This is a genomic window from Nocardioides sp. T2.26MG-1 (assembly GCF_950101795.1).
In the GTDB taxonomy this organism is placed as follows: domain Bacteria; phylum Actinomycetota; class Actinomycetes; order Propionibacteriales; family Nocardioidaceae; genus Nocardioides.
Window position 1 is genome coordinate 1 of sequence record NZ_CATNLZ010000012.1, and the last position, 16,521, is coordinate 16,521.

At 72.3% G+C, this 16,521-nt stretch carries 18 protein-coding genes; 6 read left to right on the forward strand and 12 right to left on the reverse strand.

The genetic code is table 11. From position 1 onward, the window contains the following. Positions 1-324: 324 nt before the first annotated feature. The gene (locus tag QQZ14_RS09720) at positions 325-897 is read right to left on the reverse strand and encodes a histidine phosphatase family protein (RefSeq protein ID WP_284534060.1); all 573 of its coding nucleotides are present in this window, start codon (positions 895-897) and stop codon (positions 325-327) included. Positions 898-925: 28 nt separating this feature from the next. Beyond that, a complete protein-coding gene (locus QQZ14_RS09725) occupies positions 926-2,896 on the reverse strand; it encodes a CASTOR/POLLUX-related putative ion channel (protein WP_284534061.1) in 1,971 nt (656 codons plus the stop codon). Positions 2,897-3,002: 106 nt separating this feature from the next. Here QQZ14_RS09725 and QQZ14_RS09730 point away from each other — a divergent pair, with 106 nt between their 5' ends. Beyond that, the gene (locus QQZ14_RS09730; RefSeq protein ID WP_284534062.1) at positions 3,003-4,193 is read left to right on the forward strand and encodes an MFS transporter; all 1,191 of its coding nucleotides are present in this window, start codon (positions 3,003-3,005) and stop codon (positions 4,191-4,193) included. A gap of 123 nt (positions 4,194-4,316) precedes the next feature. Here the strand turns inward: QQZ14_RS09730 and QQZ14_RS09735 are convergent, their stop codons facing one another. From QQZ14_RS09735 to QQZ14_RS09760, 6 genes are all read right to left on the reverse strand, one after another. Beyond that, positions 4,317-4,847 (reverse strand): MaoC family dehydratase, encoded by a 531-nt coding sequence (locus tag QQZ14_RS09735; protein ID WP_284534063.1) that lies wholly within the window; start codon positions 4,845-4,847, stop codon positions 4,317-4,319. Between the two features lie 90 nt (positions 4,848-4,937). After that, positions 4,938-5,120, reverse strand: a complete 183-nt coding sequence (locus QQZ14_RS09740; protein ID WP_284534064.1) for a DUF5302 domain-containing protein — start codon at positions 5,118-5,120, stop codon at positions 4,938-4,940. 89 nt (positions 5,121-5,209) lie between these two features. Beyond that, positions 5,210-6,244 carry an endonuclease/exonuclease/phosphatase family protein gene (locus tag QQZ14_RS09745; protein ID WP_284534065.1) on the reverse strand — a complete coding sequence of 345 codons (1,035 nt, stop codon included), beginning with the start codon at positions 6,242-6,244 and terminating at the stop codon, positions 5,210-5,212. 84 nt (positions 6,245-6,328) lie between these two features. After that, positions 6,329-7,525 (reverse strand): acyl-CoA dehydrogenase family protein, encoded by a 1,197-nt coding sequence (locus tag QQZ14_RS09750; RefSeq protein ID WP_284534066.1) that lies wholly within the window; start codon positions 7,523-7,525, stop codon positions 6,329-6,331. Between the two features lie 158 nt (positions 7,526-7,683). Beyond that, a complete protein-coding gene (locus tag QQZ14_RS09755; protein WP_284534067.1) occupies positions 7,684-8,811 on the reverse strand; it encodes an endonuclease/exonuclease/phosphatase family protein in 1,128 nt (375 codons plus the stop codon). Between the two features lie 210 nt (positions 8,812-9,021). Next, positions 9,022-10,143, reverse strand: coding sequence for a hypothetical protein (locus QQZ14_RS09760; protein WP_284534068.1), 1,122 nt, complete (start codon positions 10,141-10,143; stop codon positions 9,022-9,024). A gap of 212 nt (positions 10,144-10,355) precedes the next feature. Between QQZ14_RS09760 and QQZ14_RS09765 the strand changes: the two genes are divergently transcribed. Genes QQZ14_RS09765 through QQZ14_RS09780 form a run of 4 tightly spaced genes read left to right on the forward strand, consistent with a single transcriptional unit; the run spans position 10,356 to position 13,701 of the window. Then, a complete protein-coding gene (locus tag QQZ14_RS09765) occupies positions 10,356-11,630 on the forward strand; it encodes a magnesium transporter MgtE N-terminal domain-containing protein (RefSeq protein ID WP_284534069.1) in 1,275 nt (424 codons plus the stop codon). After that, the gene (locus tag QQZ14_RS09770) at positions 11,623-12,174 is read left to right on the forward strand and encodes a DUF1003 domain-containing protein (protein WP_284534070.1); all 552 of its coding nucleotides are present in this window, start codon (positions 11,623-11,625) and stop codon (positions 12,172-12,174) included. The genes QQZ14_RS09765 and QQZ14_RS09770 overlap by 8 nt, the downstream gene beginning before the upstream one ends. 11 nt (positions 12,175-12,185) lie before the next feature. Further along, positions 12,186-13,349: an Mrp/NBP35 family ATP-binding protein gene (locus QQZ14_RS09775; protein WP_284534071.1), complete on the forward strand. Its 1,164-nt coding sequence runs from the start codon at positions 12,186-12,188 to the stop codon at positions 13,347-13,349. Positions 13,350-13,365: 16 nt separating this feature from the next. Then, a complete protein-coding gene (locus tag QQZ14_RS09780) occupies positions 13,366-13,701 on the forward strand; it encodes a sec-independent translocase (RefSeq protein WP_284534072.1) in 336 nt (111 codons plus the stop codon). A gap of 25 nt (positions 13,702-13,726) precedes the next feature. Here QQZ14_RS09780 and QQZ14_RS09785 read toward each other — a convergent pair whose 3' ends face one another. From QQZ14_RS09785 to QQZ14_RS09800, 4 genes are all read right to left on the reverse strand, one after another. Next, the gene (locus QQZ14_RS09785) at positions 13,727-14,260 is read right to left on the reverse strand and encodes a hypothetical protein (protein ID WP_284534073.1); all 534 of its coding nucleotides are present in this window, start codon (positions 14,258-14,260) and stop codon (positions 13,727-13,729) included. A gap of 99 nt (positions 14,261-14,359) precedes the next feature. Next, positions 14,360-14,518 carry a hypothetical protein gene (locus tag QQZ14_RS09790; protein WP_284534074.1) on the reverse strand — a complete coding sequence of 53 codons (159 nt, stop codon included), beginning with the start codon at positions 14,516-14,518 and terminating at the stop codon, positions 14,360-14,362. Positions 14,519-14,535: 17 nt separating this feature from the next. Further along, positions 14,536-14,787 carry a hypothetical protein gene (locus QQZ14_RS09795; protein WP_284534075.1) on the reverse strand — a complete coding sequence of 84 codons (252 nt, stop codon included), beginning with the start codon at positions 14,785-14,787 and terminating at the stop codon, positions 14,536-14,538. Next, positions 14,781-15,551 (reverse strand): glycosyltransferase family 2 protein, encoded by a 771-nt coding sequence (locus QQZ14_RS09800; protein ID WP_284534076.1) that lies wholly within the window; start codon positions 15,549-15,551, stop codon positions 14,781-14,783. The genes QQZ14_RS09795 and QQZ14_RS09800 overlap by 7 nt, the downstream gene beginning before the upstream one ends. Before the next feature lie 262 nt (positions 15,552-15,813). Here QQZ14_RS09800 and QQZ14_RS09805 point away from each other — a divergent pair, with 262 nt between their 5' ends. Further along, a complete protein-coding gene (locus tag QQZ14_RS09805) occupies positions 15,814-16,518 on the forward strand; it encodes a class F sortase (protein WP_284534077.1) in 705 nt (234 codons plus the stop codon). Positions 16,519-16,521 lie beyond the last annotated feature (3 nt).

The following is a 16,521-nucleotide window of genomic DNA, read 5'->3' on the forward strand; positions in this document are numbered from 1 at the left end:
ACACGACCACCCACCTCCCCAACGGCAAGGTCGCCTTCACCCGGCGCACATAGACCGAACCAATCCTCGGCCCCCACCACCACGGACGACCCCCACCCACCCGCAGCCCAACCAACGGCCGCAACCCAGCACCGCCACCCCGCGCAGGCCGTCAGGCGCGCCCGCCCCCAGCACCATCCGGTTGCCCGGCGACGCTGTCCGCATCGGCGAAGCACGCGGCCCACACGGCGTACGCCGAGGAGCTTGTCGCCGGTGACGTCGCCGTCGGACCGACGCGCATCCCGCGTTCCGCGGAGCGAGCGACGCCGCTGCTCGTCGACGTGGTCAGGAGTTCCAGCGGCGCACGACCGGCGTCTCCCGCTCCCAGCCGAGCACCGACACGGTGGCGGTGTCGAGCTTGAAGTGCCGGCCGTCGGTGACCGGCAGGTCCAGCCAGCGGGCCGCGAGCGCCCGCAGCGAGTGGCCGTGCCCGAACGCGAGCACCGGGCCGTCGACGCCACGGACGTGCTCGACGAACCGGTCGAGCCGCCGGGTGAGGTCCGCCGCGGTCTCGCCGCCGGGTGCGGGATGGGTCCACATCGTCCAGCCGGGGACCTGCTCGCGGATCTGCTCGGTCGTCACGCCCTCGTAGTCGCCGTACGCCCACTCGACGAGGTCGTCGTCGGTGACCGCGTCGGGGAACCCCGTGAGCTCGGCCGTACGGCGGGCACGCAGCCGGGGGCTGGTCCGCACCTCGGCGAACTCGACCGCGGCCAGGCGCGGCGCCAGCTCACGGGCCACCTCCTCGCCCTCGGGGAGCAGCGGGAGGTCGGTGACCGACGTATGCCGGCTGGCCTCGCTCCACTCGGTGGCACCGTGGCGGACGACCCAGAGCTCATGCGACGCGTGCTCGTTCACCGCCCCATTCAACCGGGCGGACCAAGGCTCAGTCGTCGGCGAGCACCACGACCCGGTCGCCGGGCAGCACGCGGAACGTCTCCGACTTGGCCGGGTTGACCCGCACCCCGAACCCCGCGTCCCCGTCGGCCAGCCCCGCGGACTTGTAGCCGAGCGCGGTCTCGTTGCGGCGGGTGGCCCCCGCGACGATCGTCGCGAACGAGACCTGGGACCCCGGCCGGACGTACCACTCGGCGGGGCGCAGGTAGATCTCGCTGCCCTCGTTGCCGAGCAGCTGGCCGAACACCAGCTCCAGGCGCGGGTCCTCGGAGAGCTGGGTGACCAGGAGGCTGACGATCTCACCGCTGACCACGACGTCGTCGACGTGCGCGACCTGCGCGAGCACCCGGTTGCGGTCGTCGAGCATCTCGCTGACCACCGGCGTCGTGGCGTCGAAGCCCGACAGGATGTCGCGCACGTGCAGGAGCGTGACCAGCGTGCGGGCGTCGGCGGCCTGCGGGGTGAGGTCGTCGGAGTAGCAGAGCACGATCACCTGGTCGAGCCCGTCGACGACGTGCTGCTCGAGCGTCGCGCGGTCGGTAGTGCCCCCGGCGACGACGGTCACCGCGAGGTTGCGCAGCTGCGGGACGTGCGGCAGGCCGAACGACGTCAGCACGGTCAGGGTCGAGCCGGGCGGCGCGTAGTGGTCGAGCTCGCGGACGACGATCGAGGCGCGCTCGTTCCACCCGATCAGCAACGCCTCGGTCGGCCGCTCCTCCCCCGCCGTGGCGGTCCCCAGCAGGTCGAGCTCCGGTCGGCCGGTCGCGTCCGGCTCGCCCTGGAGCATCGAGTCGTCCTCGGCGACCACGACCAGCGTGTGGCCGGCGATGACGGTGCCGGGCAGCGGGTTCAGCGTGGGCACGCCGTCCGCGATCAGCCCGATGACCGTGGCCTTCTCGAACGCGAGCTGCGCGTCGGCGTACGTCGCGCCGTCGAGCCGGTGGTCCTCGAGGAAGTAGATCTCGTCGCCGTCGTAGTCGAACAGCTCGGTGTAGACGGCCGCCGCACCCGACTGCCGCGAGGTCTGGACGACCAGCTTGGCGACGGTCTCGCGGATGTCCAGGAGCACGGTGCGCTCGGCGCCGACGAGGCGGGCCGCCTCGAGGTTGGTGGGGTTGCGGATCTCGGCGACGATCCGGGGACCGTCGGGGCCGGCGTGGGTCAGGGCGAGCAGGGTCTTGATCACCTCGCTGTCGGGATCCTCCGACTGCTCCGGCGCGAGCAGGATCACCGAGCGTGCCGTCGGGTGGCTGCTGAGGGCGAGGTCGTCGAGATCCATGGGCGACCCCGACCGGCAGATCACCCGGGTGCCGCGGAAGTCGTCGACCTTCGCGCGCAGGTCCTCCTCCATCTCGACCTTGTCGCGGTCGGCGAGCACCACGATCACCGGCTTGCGGCGGCTCTCGTTGGCGATGGTCAGCTCGCGCACGATCGTGAAGATCGAGTCGGACCAGCCGAGGATCACCGTGTGGTCCTTCTCGAGCACGATCGAGCGGCCGCGGCGCAGGTCCGCGAGCTTCGTGTCGATGCCCGCCGCGATCACGCCGATCAGCGCGCTCACGATGAACAGGCCGGCGATGGTGAGCACCAGCATCGTGAGCAGGAAGCGCCAGGAGCTGAGCCCGTCCCCGGCCACCGTGCCCGGGTCGAGCGCGTGGAAGAGGTTCTGCATCAGGTCGCGGAAGAACCCGCGGGCCGGGTCGCCCTCCTCACGGAGCCCGAAGATCGACACGATCACCGTGAAGAGCAGGATCAGGGCCAGGGTGACCACGCACAGCCAGGCGATCAGCGCCGGGGTTCCCCGGGACATGCTGTTGTCGAACGCGTAGCGCATCCGGTCGCCGAGACCCGACCGCGGCGCGTTCGCGACCCTGCCGGTGCCGGCCCCCGTGGCAGCCTTCGGCTGAGCCATCGCCTTCGCCGTCCGCTGTCGCAGCTGCTGCCCGGTGCGCGCCATCATCCCTCTTCCCCGCAGGCCCGCTGGTCAGGCACGTGCTCACGGAATGGTCGCCCACGCGAGCGAGCGGGACACCACTTTTCGGCCAACCCGTGCCACGATTCCGCCCATGGACCTCCCCCGGGCGCGGCTGGCGACCGCAGCCGGCTTCTTCAGCCAGGGCCTGATCCTGCTGAGCCTGACGACCCGGCTGCCGGAGTTCCAGGACCGGTGGCACCTCTCGGACGTCCAGCTCTCGTTGATCCTGCTGATGATGATCCTGCTGGCGGGCGCGGGCTCGGTCGCCGCGGAGACGCTCGCCAAGCGCCGCGACAGCGCGCTGCTGCTGCGGCTCGGGCTGCTGGTGGTCGCCGTCGGCGTCCCGGTGCTGTGCACCGCCCCGTCGACCGGGGTGTTCGTGGCCGGCATCGCGGCGTACGGCTTCGGGCTCGGCGTCGTCGACGCGAGCACCAACATGCAGGCGGTGGCGCTGGAGCACCGCTACGGCCGCCCGATCCTGCCGTCGTTCCACGGTGCCTGGACCCTCGGTGGCGTGGTCGGGGCGGCGGTCACCCTCGGCACCTCCCACCTCCCCCTGTCGGCGAACGCCGCGGTCGGCGTGGTCCCGCTGCTGGTCGCGTTCGCGCCGTTCCTCCCGCGCGACCACGGGCCGACCGAGCTGGCCACCGACATCGCGGTGCCGTGGCGGCCGATCTTCCTGGTCGGGATCGCGATGGTGCTCTTCTACATGGTCGACACCGCGGTGCAGACGTGGGGACCGCTGTTCCTCGACCACACGTTCCCGACCCCGGAGCGGTACGTCGCGCTCGCGGCGCTGGGGTACCTGATCGCGAGTGGGGCGGTGCGGCTGGCCGGCGACGGGCTGGTACGCCGCTTCGGCGTCGTCCCGGTGCTCCGCGCGGGAGCGCTGGTCGGCGCGGCCGCCCTCGCGGTCGTGGTGATCTCGCCGGGGTGGCAGGTCGCGGTCCTCGGGTTCGCGCTGCTCGGCGCCGGGGTCGCGGTGGTCGCGCCGCTCAGCTTCTCGGCCGCGGCCAAGATCGCCGGCGGTCCCGACGGCGGGGCGGCGTTCGACCCCGCGGTGCGGCAGGCCCGGGTCGACGCGGTGATCGCCCGCTTCAACCAGTTCAACTACATCGGAGCGCTGCTCGGCTCGGTGCTGACCGGCCTCGTGGGAGCCGACTCGCTGCGGATCGGGTTCGCGGTCCCGATGGTGCTCGTGCTCGGCATCGTGCCGCTGGCCCCGGCGTTCGCTCCGCGGGTCGCCACGCTGGTCAGTGGGCGCGGGTCGTCGACGAGCTGATCGACCGCAGCAATTCGTTCCATTGCGGTGCTGGGTTTCGAGACGCGTCGGTCATTCCGTCGCTTCGCTCCGATCTGACCCGACGCTCCTCAACCCTTCGGCGTCGGCGCGGACTTCGCGAGCTCAGTCCGCGGCGCCTCGCCAGTTCTTGTCCGGCTGCGGGCTCGGCCGGCCGGGCTGCTCGCCGCCGCGCGCCTCGAGGTAGCTGTTCTTCGGCACCATCACCTTGCGGCGGAAGATGCACACGACCTTGCCGTCCTGGTTGTAGCCGATGGTCTCGACGTGCACCACGCCGCGGTCGTCCTTGGACGTCGACTCCCACTTGTCCAGCACCGTGGTCTCGCCGTACAGCGTGTCGCCGTGGAACGTCGGGGCCACGTGGCGCAGCGACTCGATCTCCAGGTTGGCGATCGCCTTGCCCGAGATGTCCGGCACGCTCATGCCGAGCAGGATCGAGTAGACGTAGTTGCCGACCACGACGTTCTTGCCGAACTGGGTGGTCTCCTCGGCGTAGTTGCTGTCGAGGTGGAGCGGGTGGTGGTTCATCGTGAGCAGGCAGAACAGGTGGTCGTCGTACTCGGTCACCGTCTTGCCGGGCCAGTGCTTGTAGGTCGCGCCGACCTCGAACTCCTCGTAGCTGCGTCCGAACTGCATGCGCACACTCTGCCCGGCCTCGCGCCCGTCTGCACCGTGGCCAATCTCACCAGGTGCGGGACGGACGGGGGCCGGGGTCCGCGGGTCGGGTCAGGAGCCGCCGCCACCGGCCTTGCGGCGGTGCATCTTCGGCGCCCCGCCGACGACCTCCGAGCCGTGCGCCTTCTCGGGCGTCGGGCCGTCCTGGTGGACGCCCTTCTCCTTGGCGTTCTTGCGGTCGAGCGCCTCGCGCATCTTCGCCTTCAGGTCGTCGTTGGAGTTGGAGTCGGTCATGGTTCCTCCTGCGATCGAGATGACGGCGAACCCCTCCACCATGGCACGGCGGACCACGGCGTCGCCACGGACTTGCGTCCCGGTCAGCGTCAGGGGACGTTCGGCGTCGGCGACCCGGTCGGCGTGGGCGTCGGGGTGGGCGTCGGGCCGTCGGTCGGGGTCGCCGGGCAGTCGGGGTCGGCGAGGACCGGGGGCAGCGCGGCCTGCGCGATGATCATCGGGTGGTCGGTCGACCTCCGGACCTTCGGTCCCCGGTTGGCGACGTAGCCGCTGAACGTCGTCTCGGGCGAGCCGAAGATCCAGTCGATGTACGTCGGCCGCGCCGGTCCGCACCCACCGCCGTCGTTGACGCCGCCGTTGGCGGCCACCATGTCGGTCCCGGCCGTCATCCGGCAGAAGTAGATGTCCCGCTCGTTCATGTCACCGGTGACGTAGACGGGGAGCCCGCTCTCGGCGCGCAGCCGGTTGACCATGGCGACCTCGATCTGGGTGGCCCTCTTGCGCCAGGTCGCGGCCGGGCCGCGGGCGTTGGCGGGGTTGTGGAAGGTCGAGAAGTAGGCCTGCTGGCCGGACTGGAGGTTGCGCAGCAGCACCACGGGCATCCGCATGGTGTTGCCGTGGAAGTAGGGGATCTCGACCCAGCTGGCGCTCACCAGCTCCCACTCGTCGAGCTTCCATGCGACGGAGTTGCGCGTCGCCTTCGGACCCCACACCTGACCGGGGTAGATGCCGTACTCGGCGCCGGCCTTCTGCATGAACACCCGGTACTGCGGCAGCTCGAGCTCCTGGAACCCGATCACGTCCACGCCGCTGGCGCGCACGATGTCGGTGAGCCAGGCCATCCGCTGCGGCCCGGGGGCCCAGCCCTTCTTGTTGCCGTTCGCGCTGGTGTGCCCGGCCCCGAGGACGTTCAGCGTGCTGATCGTGAACTGGGTCGGGGTCCCGGGGACGGGCGTGGTCGTCGTCGTCGGGCTCGGGGACACGGTTCCGTCGGCGAGCTGGGCGGCCTCGCCCCCGGAGGCGGTGCCACCGGCGACGCGCAGCGCCACGGCGCCCAGCACCATGCCCAGGAGCAGGGCCGCGACGACGGCAGCGCGAGATCGCGATCGGGGGTCGGACAGCATCTGTTCCTCCGGGGAAGGTGAGGGGACGGGAGCACTCTAACCTTCACACCCGTCACACCAGCCCCATTGGTGAGCGTCCGCGCGTCACCCCTTCAGCTGGTAGTCCTTCAGCAGCGACCGGCCGATGATCATCTTCTGGATGTCGGAGGTGCCCTCGCCGATGAGCATGAACGCCGCCTCGCGGTAGAGGCGCTCGATCTCGTACTCCTTGGAGTAGCCGTAGCCGCCGTGGATCCGGAAGGAGTCCTGGACGACCTCGTTGCAGTACTCCGCGGCCACCATCTTGGCCATCCCGGCCTCGACGTCGTTGCGCTCGCCGCGGTCCTTGAGCCGCGCGGCCTTGACCATCATCGCGTGCGCGGTCTCGACCTTGGTGGCCATCTCCGCGAGCCGGAACAGGATCGCCTGGTGCTGGGCGATCGGCTTGCCGAAGGTCTCGCGCTGCTGGGCGTAGGCGATGGCCAGCTCGAACGCCCGGTTGGCGATGCCCACCGCGCGCGCGGCGACGTTGACCCGGCCGACCTCGACGCCGTCCATCATCTGGTAGAAGCCCTGCCCGGGCGCCCCGCCCAGGATCTGGTCGGCGGAGACCTGGTGGCCCTCGAAGACCGCCTCGGTCGTCTCGACGCCCTTGTAGCCCATCTTGTCGAGCTTGCCGGGGATGGTCAGGCCGGGGGCGGTCTCGCCGAAGCCGGGCTCCTTCTCCACCAGGAACGTCGTCATGTTCTTGTAGACCGAGTCGGCTCCCTCGTCGGTCTTGACCAGCACCGCGACGAGGTTGGAGGTGCCGCCGTTGGTCAGCCACATCTTCTGGCCGTCGATGGTGTAGCCACCGTCGTTCTTGGTGGCCTTCGTCTTCACCGCGGCGACGTCCGAGCCCAGACCCGGCTCGGACATCGAGAACGCGCCCCGGACCTCGCCGGTCGCCATCCGCGGCAGGTACTTCCGCTTCTGCTCCTCGGTCCCGTGCTTCATCAGCATGTAGGCGACGATGAAGTGGGTGTTGATCACGCCGGAGACGCTCATCCAGCCGCGCGCGATCTCCTCCACGCACAGCGCGTAGGTCAGCAGCGACTCGCCCAGGCCGTCGTACTCCTCGGGGATGGTGAGCCCGAAGATCCCGAGCTCCTTGAGCCCGTCGATGATCTCCTGCGGGTACTCGTCCGCGTGCTCCAGCTCGGTCGCGACCGGGAGGATCTTCTCCTCCACGAACGTCCGGACGGCCTTGAGGATCTCGGTCTGGTCCTCGGTCAGTCCCTCGGTCTCACACAGGCGGCCCATGGCGTCCTCTCGATCACAGCTGGTCGGCAACTCCTGGTCCGTACCCGAACCGGGGACGAACTCGCGGGTAACCTACTTCGTCTTCGTGGTTTTGGCCCATGTGAGATCACGCACCGCGTGAGAAGGGCCACGCCCGGCCACCGGAGTCCACTCCGACGTCAGCGCGCGGCCGCCAGCGGCTCGAGCGGCGGGATCAGCGCGTCGGCGACCACGAACGGGTGGTCGGTCGCTCGCTGCACCAGCCCGGCCCGGGTGGACAGGTAGTGGGAGAACTCGATCACCGAGGACCCGAAGATCCAGTCGATGCCGTGGTCGGCGGGCGGTGCGCAGCTGCCCCCGACCGACCCGCCGTTCGCCGCCCGCATGGTGCCCGCGCCCGTGATCCGGCAGAACACCTCGGCGCGCTCGTTGAAGTCGCCGGTGAGCACGACGGGGAAGCCCGCGGTGTGCAGCTGGCTGACCAGGCCGATCTCGACGCTCGTGGCGGCGTCGCGCCAGCGCTCGTTGTCACCCCAGCGGCGGGTGGTGGCGGGGTTGTGGACGTTGATGAAGTACACGTCCTGGCCCGAGGCGATGTTGCGCAGTCGCACGTACGGCATCGGGATCCGGTTGCCGTGGAAGTACGGGACCGGGATCGTCGCCGCCTGCACGAGCTCCCAGGTGTCGCGGCGCCAGGCGATCGAGTTGCGGACCGCCGGCTTGCCCTCGCTCAGCCCGGGGTAGACGTCCCAGGCACCGCCGGCCTGGCCGACGAACGCCTGGAACTGCGTCACCTCGAACTCCTGGAGGCCCACGATGTCGGCGCCCGAGGACTTCACGACCGAGAAGGCCCAGCTCATCCGCGTGTTGCCGTCGGCCCAGCCGGACTTGTTGCCGCCCTTGCCGGTGTGGGAGGCGCCCAGCACGTTGAACGTGGCCACCCGGAACGTGGTCGGTGCCGCCTCGACCACGAGCTGGGTCTTGCGGCGCAGGTCGCGCGCGATCGGGCCGACGCGGCCGGCGCCGAGAGCCTTCTCGATCCCCCGGGGTCTCAGCACCGGGGCCGGCAGGACGTCCTGCGCCTCAGGAGCCGGCGCCTCCGTCGCGCGGGTCGTCGGGTCGGCGGTCTGTCCGGCGGTCGGCTGTTGGGCGAACGACACGTCGGTCGCCCCGCCCGGACCGAGGTCGGGGGGCCGGAAGATCGCCAGGACGGACACGACCAGCCCGAGGAGGCCCACGACGGCGATCGTCGCGACCGCGGCGCCGTTGCGCTCCTCCGGCTCGTGCGGGTCGACCTGCCTGGACATCCTTCGCGACCTTCTCCTCGACCGGTCCGACGCCGGCTTCCCCCCGCGTGGTGGCTGTCGTGACTCTACCCGAACGACCGCGTCTCAACCCTGGTCGCGACGACCGAGCAGCGGGGCCTGACCGGTCGCCAGGGGGCGCGCACGACCGGCCCCGCATGTCTCATCGGCCGCGGCGAGCCGGACCTGAGGCGCGGCGGTCCGAGCCTCGGCTCAGCCTCGCCGTAGAAGGGTCCGGACGAGGCGCCCGCCCCGTCGGCGGAGCCGCACGCGAGCCGGGGCCGGGGCGGCGCCACGGCGGGCCGCCTGCTCCTCGACCCGCTGCACCCCGATCGAGGCCAGTGCGCGCACCGCCGCCGCCAGCAGCTCGGCCTCCGTGGGTGCCGCCCCGTCGTCGAAGTCCGCGGCGTCCGGGAGGAGGTCGTCGGGCTCGCCCACCACGTCGACGCCGCTCTCGCGGAGGTGGGCGATGGTCGCGCGCGCCTCCTCCTCGCACCAGCTCCGGAACCGGGCCGGCATCCGGGGAGGCGTCCCGCCCTGGGGCGCCAGGTGCTGGCGGGCGAGCCACCACTTGCCCACCGGGACGTAGCCGTGGCGGTCCATCAGCTCGTCCGGCACCTGCTCCTTGACCAGGCGCAGCAGCTCGGCCTGGGCACGGCCGAGCGCGGGGTTGCGGTCGCCGTGCTCGGTCACCAGCTCGTCGGCGCGCACGCCGAGGACCGCGCAGTAGCGCTCGAGGAGCGTCGACCCGCTCGAGCCCGGGCGCGGCATGATCACGACGTGGATCCGCTCGGGCGGCACCTCGGCCGACCACCGCTCGATGACGGGCCCGACGCCGCGCTCGCGCCACCACCGCTCGGCCAGCGGCCCGCTCCGGCTCGCGATCTGCTCGACGAAGTCGTCCAGCGCCGGCGCCTCGCTCCCCTGCTGGATCCGCTGCTGCCAGGTCGAGGGCAGCAGCTTGGCGAGCCCGCGGATGGTGAGGACGACGTGCACCTCACGGTCCGGGATCGCGCGCGTCAGGCGGATCAGCTGCTCCTCCGAGGCACCGCCGAGGAGCTCGTCGGACACGAGCAGCCGGGGGGCCCCGCTGGCGGTGCCGGCGGCGACGTACCGGTCCCACATCCCGAGGGCGGCGGCCGGGTCGCGCTCGGCGTCGAGCTGGTCCAGGACGGCGAGCGACAGCCAGGAGGCCTCGCGCCGCGTCGGCGGCAGGAACTCGACGCCCTGGCGGGCGAGCTGCTGCTGGGAGGCCTGGAAGGTCGCCTGGAGGAACGTGGTGCCGGTCTTGGGCATCCCGACGTGGAGGTAGATCTGCCCTCGCGCCGCGGCCATGCGCGGACCCTACCAACGGCCGGCCTGGAGCCTGGAGCCGCCGATGGCCGCCGCCGCGAGCGTCGACAGGCGGGTGCGATGGCAAGGCGACCGATGCGAAGGCAGACCGGGCCGTCTGGCGAGCATCGGCACCGCAGCCAGCGCGCCCGAATGTCGGCGCGCAGCAGGCGGACAGCGGTGGATCCAGGCCCCAGACCGGTAGCGTTCGGCGTGTGAGCACCGCCCCCGTCCGCGTGTACGCGGCCCGCCTGGTCGGGCTGCCGATCTTCGACCCCCAGGGCGACCAGGTCGGGAAGGTTCGAGACCTTGTGGTCGCGGTCCGCTCCGAGGTGCACCAGCCGCGGGTGCTCGGGATGGTGGCGGAGGTCTTCGGCCGGCGGCGGATCTTCGTGCCGATGACCCGGGTGACCAACATCGACAGCGGCCAGGTGTACACCACCGGGCTGCTCAACATGCGCCGCTTCGAGCAGCGGCCGACCGAGACGCTGGTGATCGGGCAGATGCTCGACCGCACCGTGCGGATCACCAGCACCGGGGTGACCGGCACCGTCTACGACGTCGCGATGGAGCAGGCCCGCAACCGCGACTGGGTGCTGAGCCGGGTCGCGGTGCAGGAGCCCGCGAAGGGGCTGCGCCGCCGCGGGCAGAGCCACGTCGTGGAGTGGCGCGACGTCGAGGGCCTGACCCGGCGCGAGGAGACCCAGGGCGCGACCCACCTGATCGCCGCGCTCAACGAGATGCGGCCCGCGGACGCGGCCAACATGATCCACGACCTCCCGCCCGAGCGGCGTACCGCCGTGGTCGCCGCCCTCGACGACGAGCGCCTCGCGGACGTCCTCGAGGAGCTGCCCGAGGAGGACCAGGTCGAGATCCTCGAGCACCTCGACTCCGAGCGCGCCGCCGACGTCCTCGAGGAGATGTCGCCGGACGACGCGGCCGACCTGATCGCCGACCTGCCGCCCGAGACCGCCGCCGCGCTGCTGGAGCTGATGGAGCCCGAGGAGGCCGAGGACGTGCGGCGGCTGATGTCGTACGTCGAGAACACCGCGGGCGCGATGATGACGCCCGAGCCGGTGATCCTCGGACCCGACGCCACGATCGCCGACGCCCTCGCCCACGTGCGCAACCCCGACCTCACGCCGGCGCTCGCCGCCCTGGTCTACGTCTGCCGGCAGCCGCTGGAGACGCCGACCGGCCGGTTCCTCGGCGTCGCCCACATCCAGCGGCTGCTGCGCGAGCCCCCCTCGACGCTCGTCGCCGGCGTGCTCGACGACTCCATGGACCCGCTCAAGCCCGAGGCGACCATCGACCAGGTGGCCGCGCACCTGGCGACGTACAACCTGGTCGCGGCGCCCGTCGTCGACGAGAACGGCCACCTGCTCGGCGCGGTCAGCGTCGACGACCTGCTCGACCACATGCTCCCGGAGAACTGGCGCGACCGGGCGATCCGGTCCTCCGACCGCTCCCAGGGGGTGCGCCGTGGCTGAGCCACGCCCCCGCGCGCGGCTGGACACGCCGAAGGAGACCCGCCGGACCCTGGTCCGCCGACCGTCGTACGACTCCGACGCGTTCGGCATCTTCGCGGAGCAGTTCGCACGGTTCATGGGCACCGCCCGGTTCCTGATCTACATGACGCTGTTCGTCATCGCGTGGGTCTTCTGGAACCTCGCGGTCCCGGGCGAGAGCAGCTTCGACGACTACCCGTTCATCTTCCTGACGCTGATGCTGAGCCTCCAGGCGTCGTACGCCGCTCCGCTGATCCTGCTCGCGCAGAACCGCCAGGAGCAGCGCGACAAGGTCGTGGCCGAGCAGGACCGCCAGGCGAACGCCCGCGCGCACGCCGACATGGAGTTCCTCGCCCGCGAGGTCGCCTCGCTGCGGATGGCGGTCGGCGAGGTCGCCACCCGTGACTTCCTGCGCTCCGAGCTGCGGGCCCTGCTGAGCGATCTCGACGAGCGGGCCCAGGACGGCCTCCGCGAGGGTGGCCAGGCTCACCCGGGCGACGACGAGACCGGGCCGGCCACCGCCTAGACTCGGGGATCATGAGCTCTCCGACCCTCGAGCAGGTCACCGCCGCCCTCGCGACCGTCAACGACCCCGAGATCAAGCGCCCTATCACCGAGCTCGGGATGGTCGACACCGTCGACATCGACGAGGCCGGCGCCGTGCACCTCACGGTGCTGCTCACCGTGGCCGGCTGCCCGCTCAAGGACACCATCACCCGCGACGTCACCGCGGCCGTGTCCGGGGTCACCGGCGTCACCGGCGTCGACCTGACCCTCGGCGTGATGACCGCCGAGCAGCGCGGCGGCCTCCAGGAGACCCTCCGCGGCGGCCAGGCCCAGCGCGAGGTCCCCTTCGCACAGCCCGGCAACCTCACCAAGGTGTTCGCGATCGCGAGCGGCAAGGGCGGGGTGGGCAAGTCCTCGGTGACGGTCAACCTCGCGCTCGCGATGGCCAAGCAGGGCCTCAAGGTCGGCGTGATCGACGCCGACATCTACGGCCACTCCGTCCCGGCCATGCTCGGCATCGCCGACCAGCGCCCGACGCAGGTCGACGAGCTGATCATGCCGGTGCCCACCGCGAGCGGCGTCTCGGCGATCTCGATCGGCATGCTCAAGCCGCGCCGCGACCAGGTCGTCGCCTGGCGCGGCCCGATGCTCGACCGGGCGCTGCTCCAGATGCTCGCCGACGTCTACTGGGGCGACCTCGACGTCCTGCTGCTCGACCTGCCGCCGGGCACCGGCGACGTCGCGATCTCGCTGGGCCAGCACCTGCCCGGCGCCGAGGTCGTGGTCGTGACCACGCCCCAGGAGGCTGCCGCGGAGGTCGCCGAGCGGGCCGGGACGATGGCGTCGATGATGCACCAGCGGGTCGTCGGCGTGGTCGAGAACATGAGCTTCCTCCCCTGCCCGCACTGCGCCGCCGAGGGCACCGAGCACCGGCTCGAGATCTTCGGCTCCGGCGGCGGCGCCCGGGTCGCGCAGACGCTGTCGGCCCGCTTCGGCTACGACGTCCCGGTGCTCGGGACGATCCCGATCGACACCTCGCTGCGCGAGGGCGGCGACTCCGGCAAGCCGATCGTCGACTCCGACCCGACCACGCCGGCAGCGACCGCGCTGACGGAGATCGCCGAGCGGCTGTCGGGTCGCGGCCGGGGCCTGGCCGGGATGCAGCTCGGGCTGACGCCGACCAGCAAGTTCTAGGCTGTAGGTTCTAGCCGTGTTCGGGGTCGGCCTGCCGGAGTTCGCGGTGCTCGCGTTCGTGGCGGTGCTCGTGTTCGGCCCCGACAAGCTCCCCGAGCTGGCCCGCCAGGCCGGTCAGCTCGTGCGCAAGGCACGCACGCTGGCCAACGCCGCGCGCGACGAGCTGCGCGCCGAGCTCGGACCGGAGTACGCCGACCTCGAGCTGCGCGACCTCGACCCGCGCACGATCGTCAAGCGGCACATCGCGGAGGCTCTCGAGGACGACGACGACGAGCCGGCGCCGCCCGTGCGCCGTGGCCTGCGGCCGCTCCTCGACGGCGAGGTCCCGCCGTACGACGCCGACGCGACCTGACCGCCGCGCCGAGGCCCCGGCGGCGTCAGTCGCGGCTCTGGACCGCCGCGAGCGCGTCGAACGCCACCAGCACCGTGCGACCCTCGCCCTCGACGGCCTCGACGAAGTCGGCGCCGACCCGGCGCAGCAGCGCGTCGCGGCTGGCGCCGTCGACCAGGTGCAGGACGCACCGCTCCCCCGCGTCCGCGACCCGGCGCAGCGCCGAGCCGAGCCCGAGCCGGGCGATCGGCGACCAGGCGAGCTCGGGCAGCGAGCGCTCGGAGGCGCCGTGGACCACCGCGACCGCGTCGAGGCGGACCACCCAGTCCTGGGCGTGCCCGGTGACCAGGCACCAGCCGGACCCGACCCGGTCGAGGGTGCCGGACACCACCCCGACCCCGGTCACCTCCAGGCGGATCGGGGCTCCGAGCGAGGCCATCAGCCTGCTGGCGAGCGTGACCTGCTGGTACTCCGCACGGCTGCGGTCGGCGAGCTCGACGTCGCGCTCGGCGTCGTAGAGCGCCTCCGCCTGCTGCTCGAGGTCGTCGAGGACCGCGAACAGCTCCTCCTCCCAGGTCATGGGACCGCCTCCTGGACGTCCGGCCGCACCTGCACTCCGTCGCGACCAGGGGCAGACTAGCGGGCCCGGCCGGACGGCCGGGCCCGCTCGGGATGGCGCTCACAGCTCGCCATGGCGTGGCACGATGCGCCACAGCGCGCTCCCGGCAGCCACGAGAGCGAACGCCGCCAGCAGCAGCCACGCCCAGTCCAGGCCCGAGAGTGCGAACGTCCCAGCACCAGCCATGCCGGCCGGCACCGTGGCGGGCATCAGACTCACCGGGGTGTCATACACGGTCACCACCTCCTCTCGCGTCGCAGCAGCGCGTCCGCATAGGCCTTGCCGTGGACGACCTGCAGGAAGATGTCGTAGGGAAGCTCGTACATCGAGGCGGCGAGCAGCATCCGGACCGGGCCCCGGTCGCGGACGGTCACGACCCGCTCCACCACGAACACCAGCGTCACCGCCAGCCAGAACGGCCGGACGTCCAGGCCGCCGTACACGAGCAGCGACCAGGCGATGCTCGTCAGGTAGGCGACGGTCACCACGATGCCGAGCGCCGTGAACAGCTGCCGTCCCAGTAGCGCCAGGTCACCCGGGTCAGGCCGTACTGTGCGCAGTTCTCCAGCGCGCCGCGCTTCCAGCGGAGCCGCTGGCGCCACAGGTCCCGCCAGGTCGTCATCACCTCGGTCGTCAGCGTGCACTCACGGGGCGACAGCACCGTGTAGCCCAGGTGCTTGAGCGCGAAGGTGAGCTCGTTGTCCTCGGTCAGAACCGTGGTGTCGTACACGCCTCCGTGACCGTCTCCCGGCGGGATCCGGCCGTCGAGCCGGGCCCGGGAGACCGCGCGGAGCGTGCGCACCCGCAGCACCGCCGCGGTGCCCGTCACGACGAGGACCCGGCCCTCGAGCCGGCGGACGTCGCGGGCGTACCTCGCATACTCGTTGCGCTGCAGGTGTCCCACGAAGGTGCGGTCGTCGCTGCCCCGGAACGTGCCGCCGACCGCGCCGAGCCGAGGGTCGGCCTCGAGGTTGCGCACCGCCGCCGAGATGAACCCCTGGTCGAGGACGCTGTCGGCGTCCTGGAGGAGCACCACGTCGTCATCGTCCAGCTGCGGGAGGACCGCGGCGAGCGCCTGGTTGAGGGCACCTGCCTTCTTGGCGGTGTTGCCGCGGGTCACGAGGACCTCGGCGCCCGCGGCTCGCGCCTGCTCGGCGGGTGTCGTCGGTGCAGTTGTCCGCGACGACGACGACCCGGTCCGGGCGGCGGTCCTGGGCGAACAGTCCGCGCACCGCGGCGGCGGCCGTCGCACCCTCGTCGTGGGCGGGGATCATCGCGACCACCGTCCCGACCGGGCTCGCGACCCGGTCCGTCGCCATCTCGTGTCACCTCCCGATGCTGCTCCGGTCCTGCACCTCCACCCTCCGTCGCGCCGGCTCCTGGGACGTCGGCCGGAGGTCGTCGGCCCGGGCCCGTCCGGCGAGACCCGGTCCGACCAACGGATCGACAGTCGTCGACCGGCTGCCGAGGCCGGTCGGATGCGCCAGGACCGGGCGTGGAGCGAGGCTCGAGGCGTGGGACGAGGCACGTGGAACGAGAGGGGCCGCGGCCGCCGGGAGCGGATCCGCATCGCCGGTGGCTACCTGGTGACGGCCGCACTGCTGGCCGTGGTGCTCTCGCAGGTGCCGTGGGCGGTCGTGGCCTCCGCACTCGGGGGCGACGTGCCGACGTACGACGACGCCGCCCGCTCCGCCACCGCACCGACCACGGTCACGGCGGCGGCTGACGAGCACGCTCAGGAGCAGACCGGACCGGGTGCCGGAGGTCCCGCGTCGGCTGCCGCGCAGCCGTGGCGGGGCCGCCTTCGCGTCGAGGCCTGGGACCGCACGTTCCCGGTCACCGACGTCAGCGTGCGGGACGACGGAGCGCTGGTCCCTCCCGACGACGTCGACGCACTCGGCCGCTGGGACCGGGGCGCCCGCCCCGGCGACGGGACCGGGGCGGTGGTCCTGGTCGTGCACCGCGACAGCAGCGCGGAGGGGCGCGGCCCGTTCGCCGCGCTGGGCGACCTGCCGCGCGCCTCGACCGTGACGCTCACCGGCACGACCTACGAGCTGGCCGACGTCACGACGTACGCCAAGGACCGGCTGCCGGCGGCCCGGGTGTTCGGCCAGGAGGGCCGCGAGCGGCTCGTGATCGTCACCTGCGGAGGCTCCTACTCCACGACCCGCGGTTGGGACTCGAACGTCGTGGCGACCTTCGTCCCGTCGGCTGGATGACTA

Excerpts from the sequence above, each read along its gene's own strand:
- QQZ14_RS09785 (WP_284534073.1), bottom strand. The coding sequence starts at position 14,260 with ATGACCTGGGAGGAGGAGCTGTTCGCGGTCCTCGACGACCTCGAGCAG.
- QQZ14_RS09735 (WP_284534063.1), bottom strand. The coding sequence starts at position 4,847 with ATGCAGTTCGGACGCAGCTACGAGGAGTTCGAGGTCGGCGCGACCTAC.
- QQZ14_RS09740 (WP_284534064.1), bottom strand. The coding sequence starts at position 5,120 with ATGACCGACTCCAACTCCAACGACGACCTGAAGGCGAAGATGCGCGAG.
- QQZ14_RS09755 (WP_284534067.1), bottom strand. The coding sequence starts at position 8,811 with ATGTCCAGGCAGGTCGACCCGCACGAGCCGGAGGAGCGCAACGGCGCC.
- QQZ14_RS09745 (WP_284534065.1), bottom strand. The coding sequence starts at position 6,244 with ATGCTGTCCGACCCCCGATCGCGATCTCGCGCTGCCGTCGTCGCGGCC.
- QQZ14_RS09750 (WP_284534066.1), bottom strand. The coding sequence starts at position 7,525 with ATGGGCCGCCTGTGTGAGACCGAGGGACTGACCGAGGACCAGACCGAG.
- QQZ14_RS09760 (WP_284534068.1), bottom strand. The coding sequence starts at position 10,143 with ATGGCCGCGGCGCGAGGGCAGATCTACCTCCACGTCGGGATGCCCAAG.
- QQZ14_RS09725 (WP_284534061.1), bottom strand. The coding sequence starts at position 2,896 with ATGATGGCGCGCACCGGGCAGCAGCTGCGACAGCGGACGGCGAAGGCG.
- QQZ14_RS09730 (WP_284534062.1), top strand. The coding sequence starts at position 3,003 with ATGGACCTCCCCCGGGCGCGGCTGGCGACCGCAGCCGGCTTCTTCAGC.
- QQZ14_RS09775 (WP_284534071.1), top strand. The coding sequence starts at position 12,186 with ATGAGCTCTCCGACCCTCGAGCAGGTCACCGCCGCCCTCGCGACCGTC.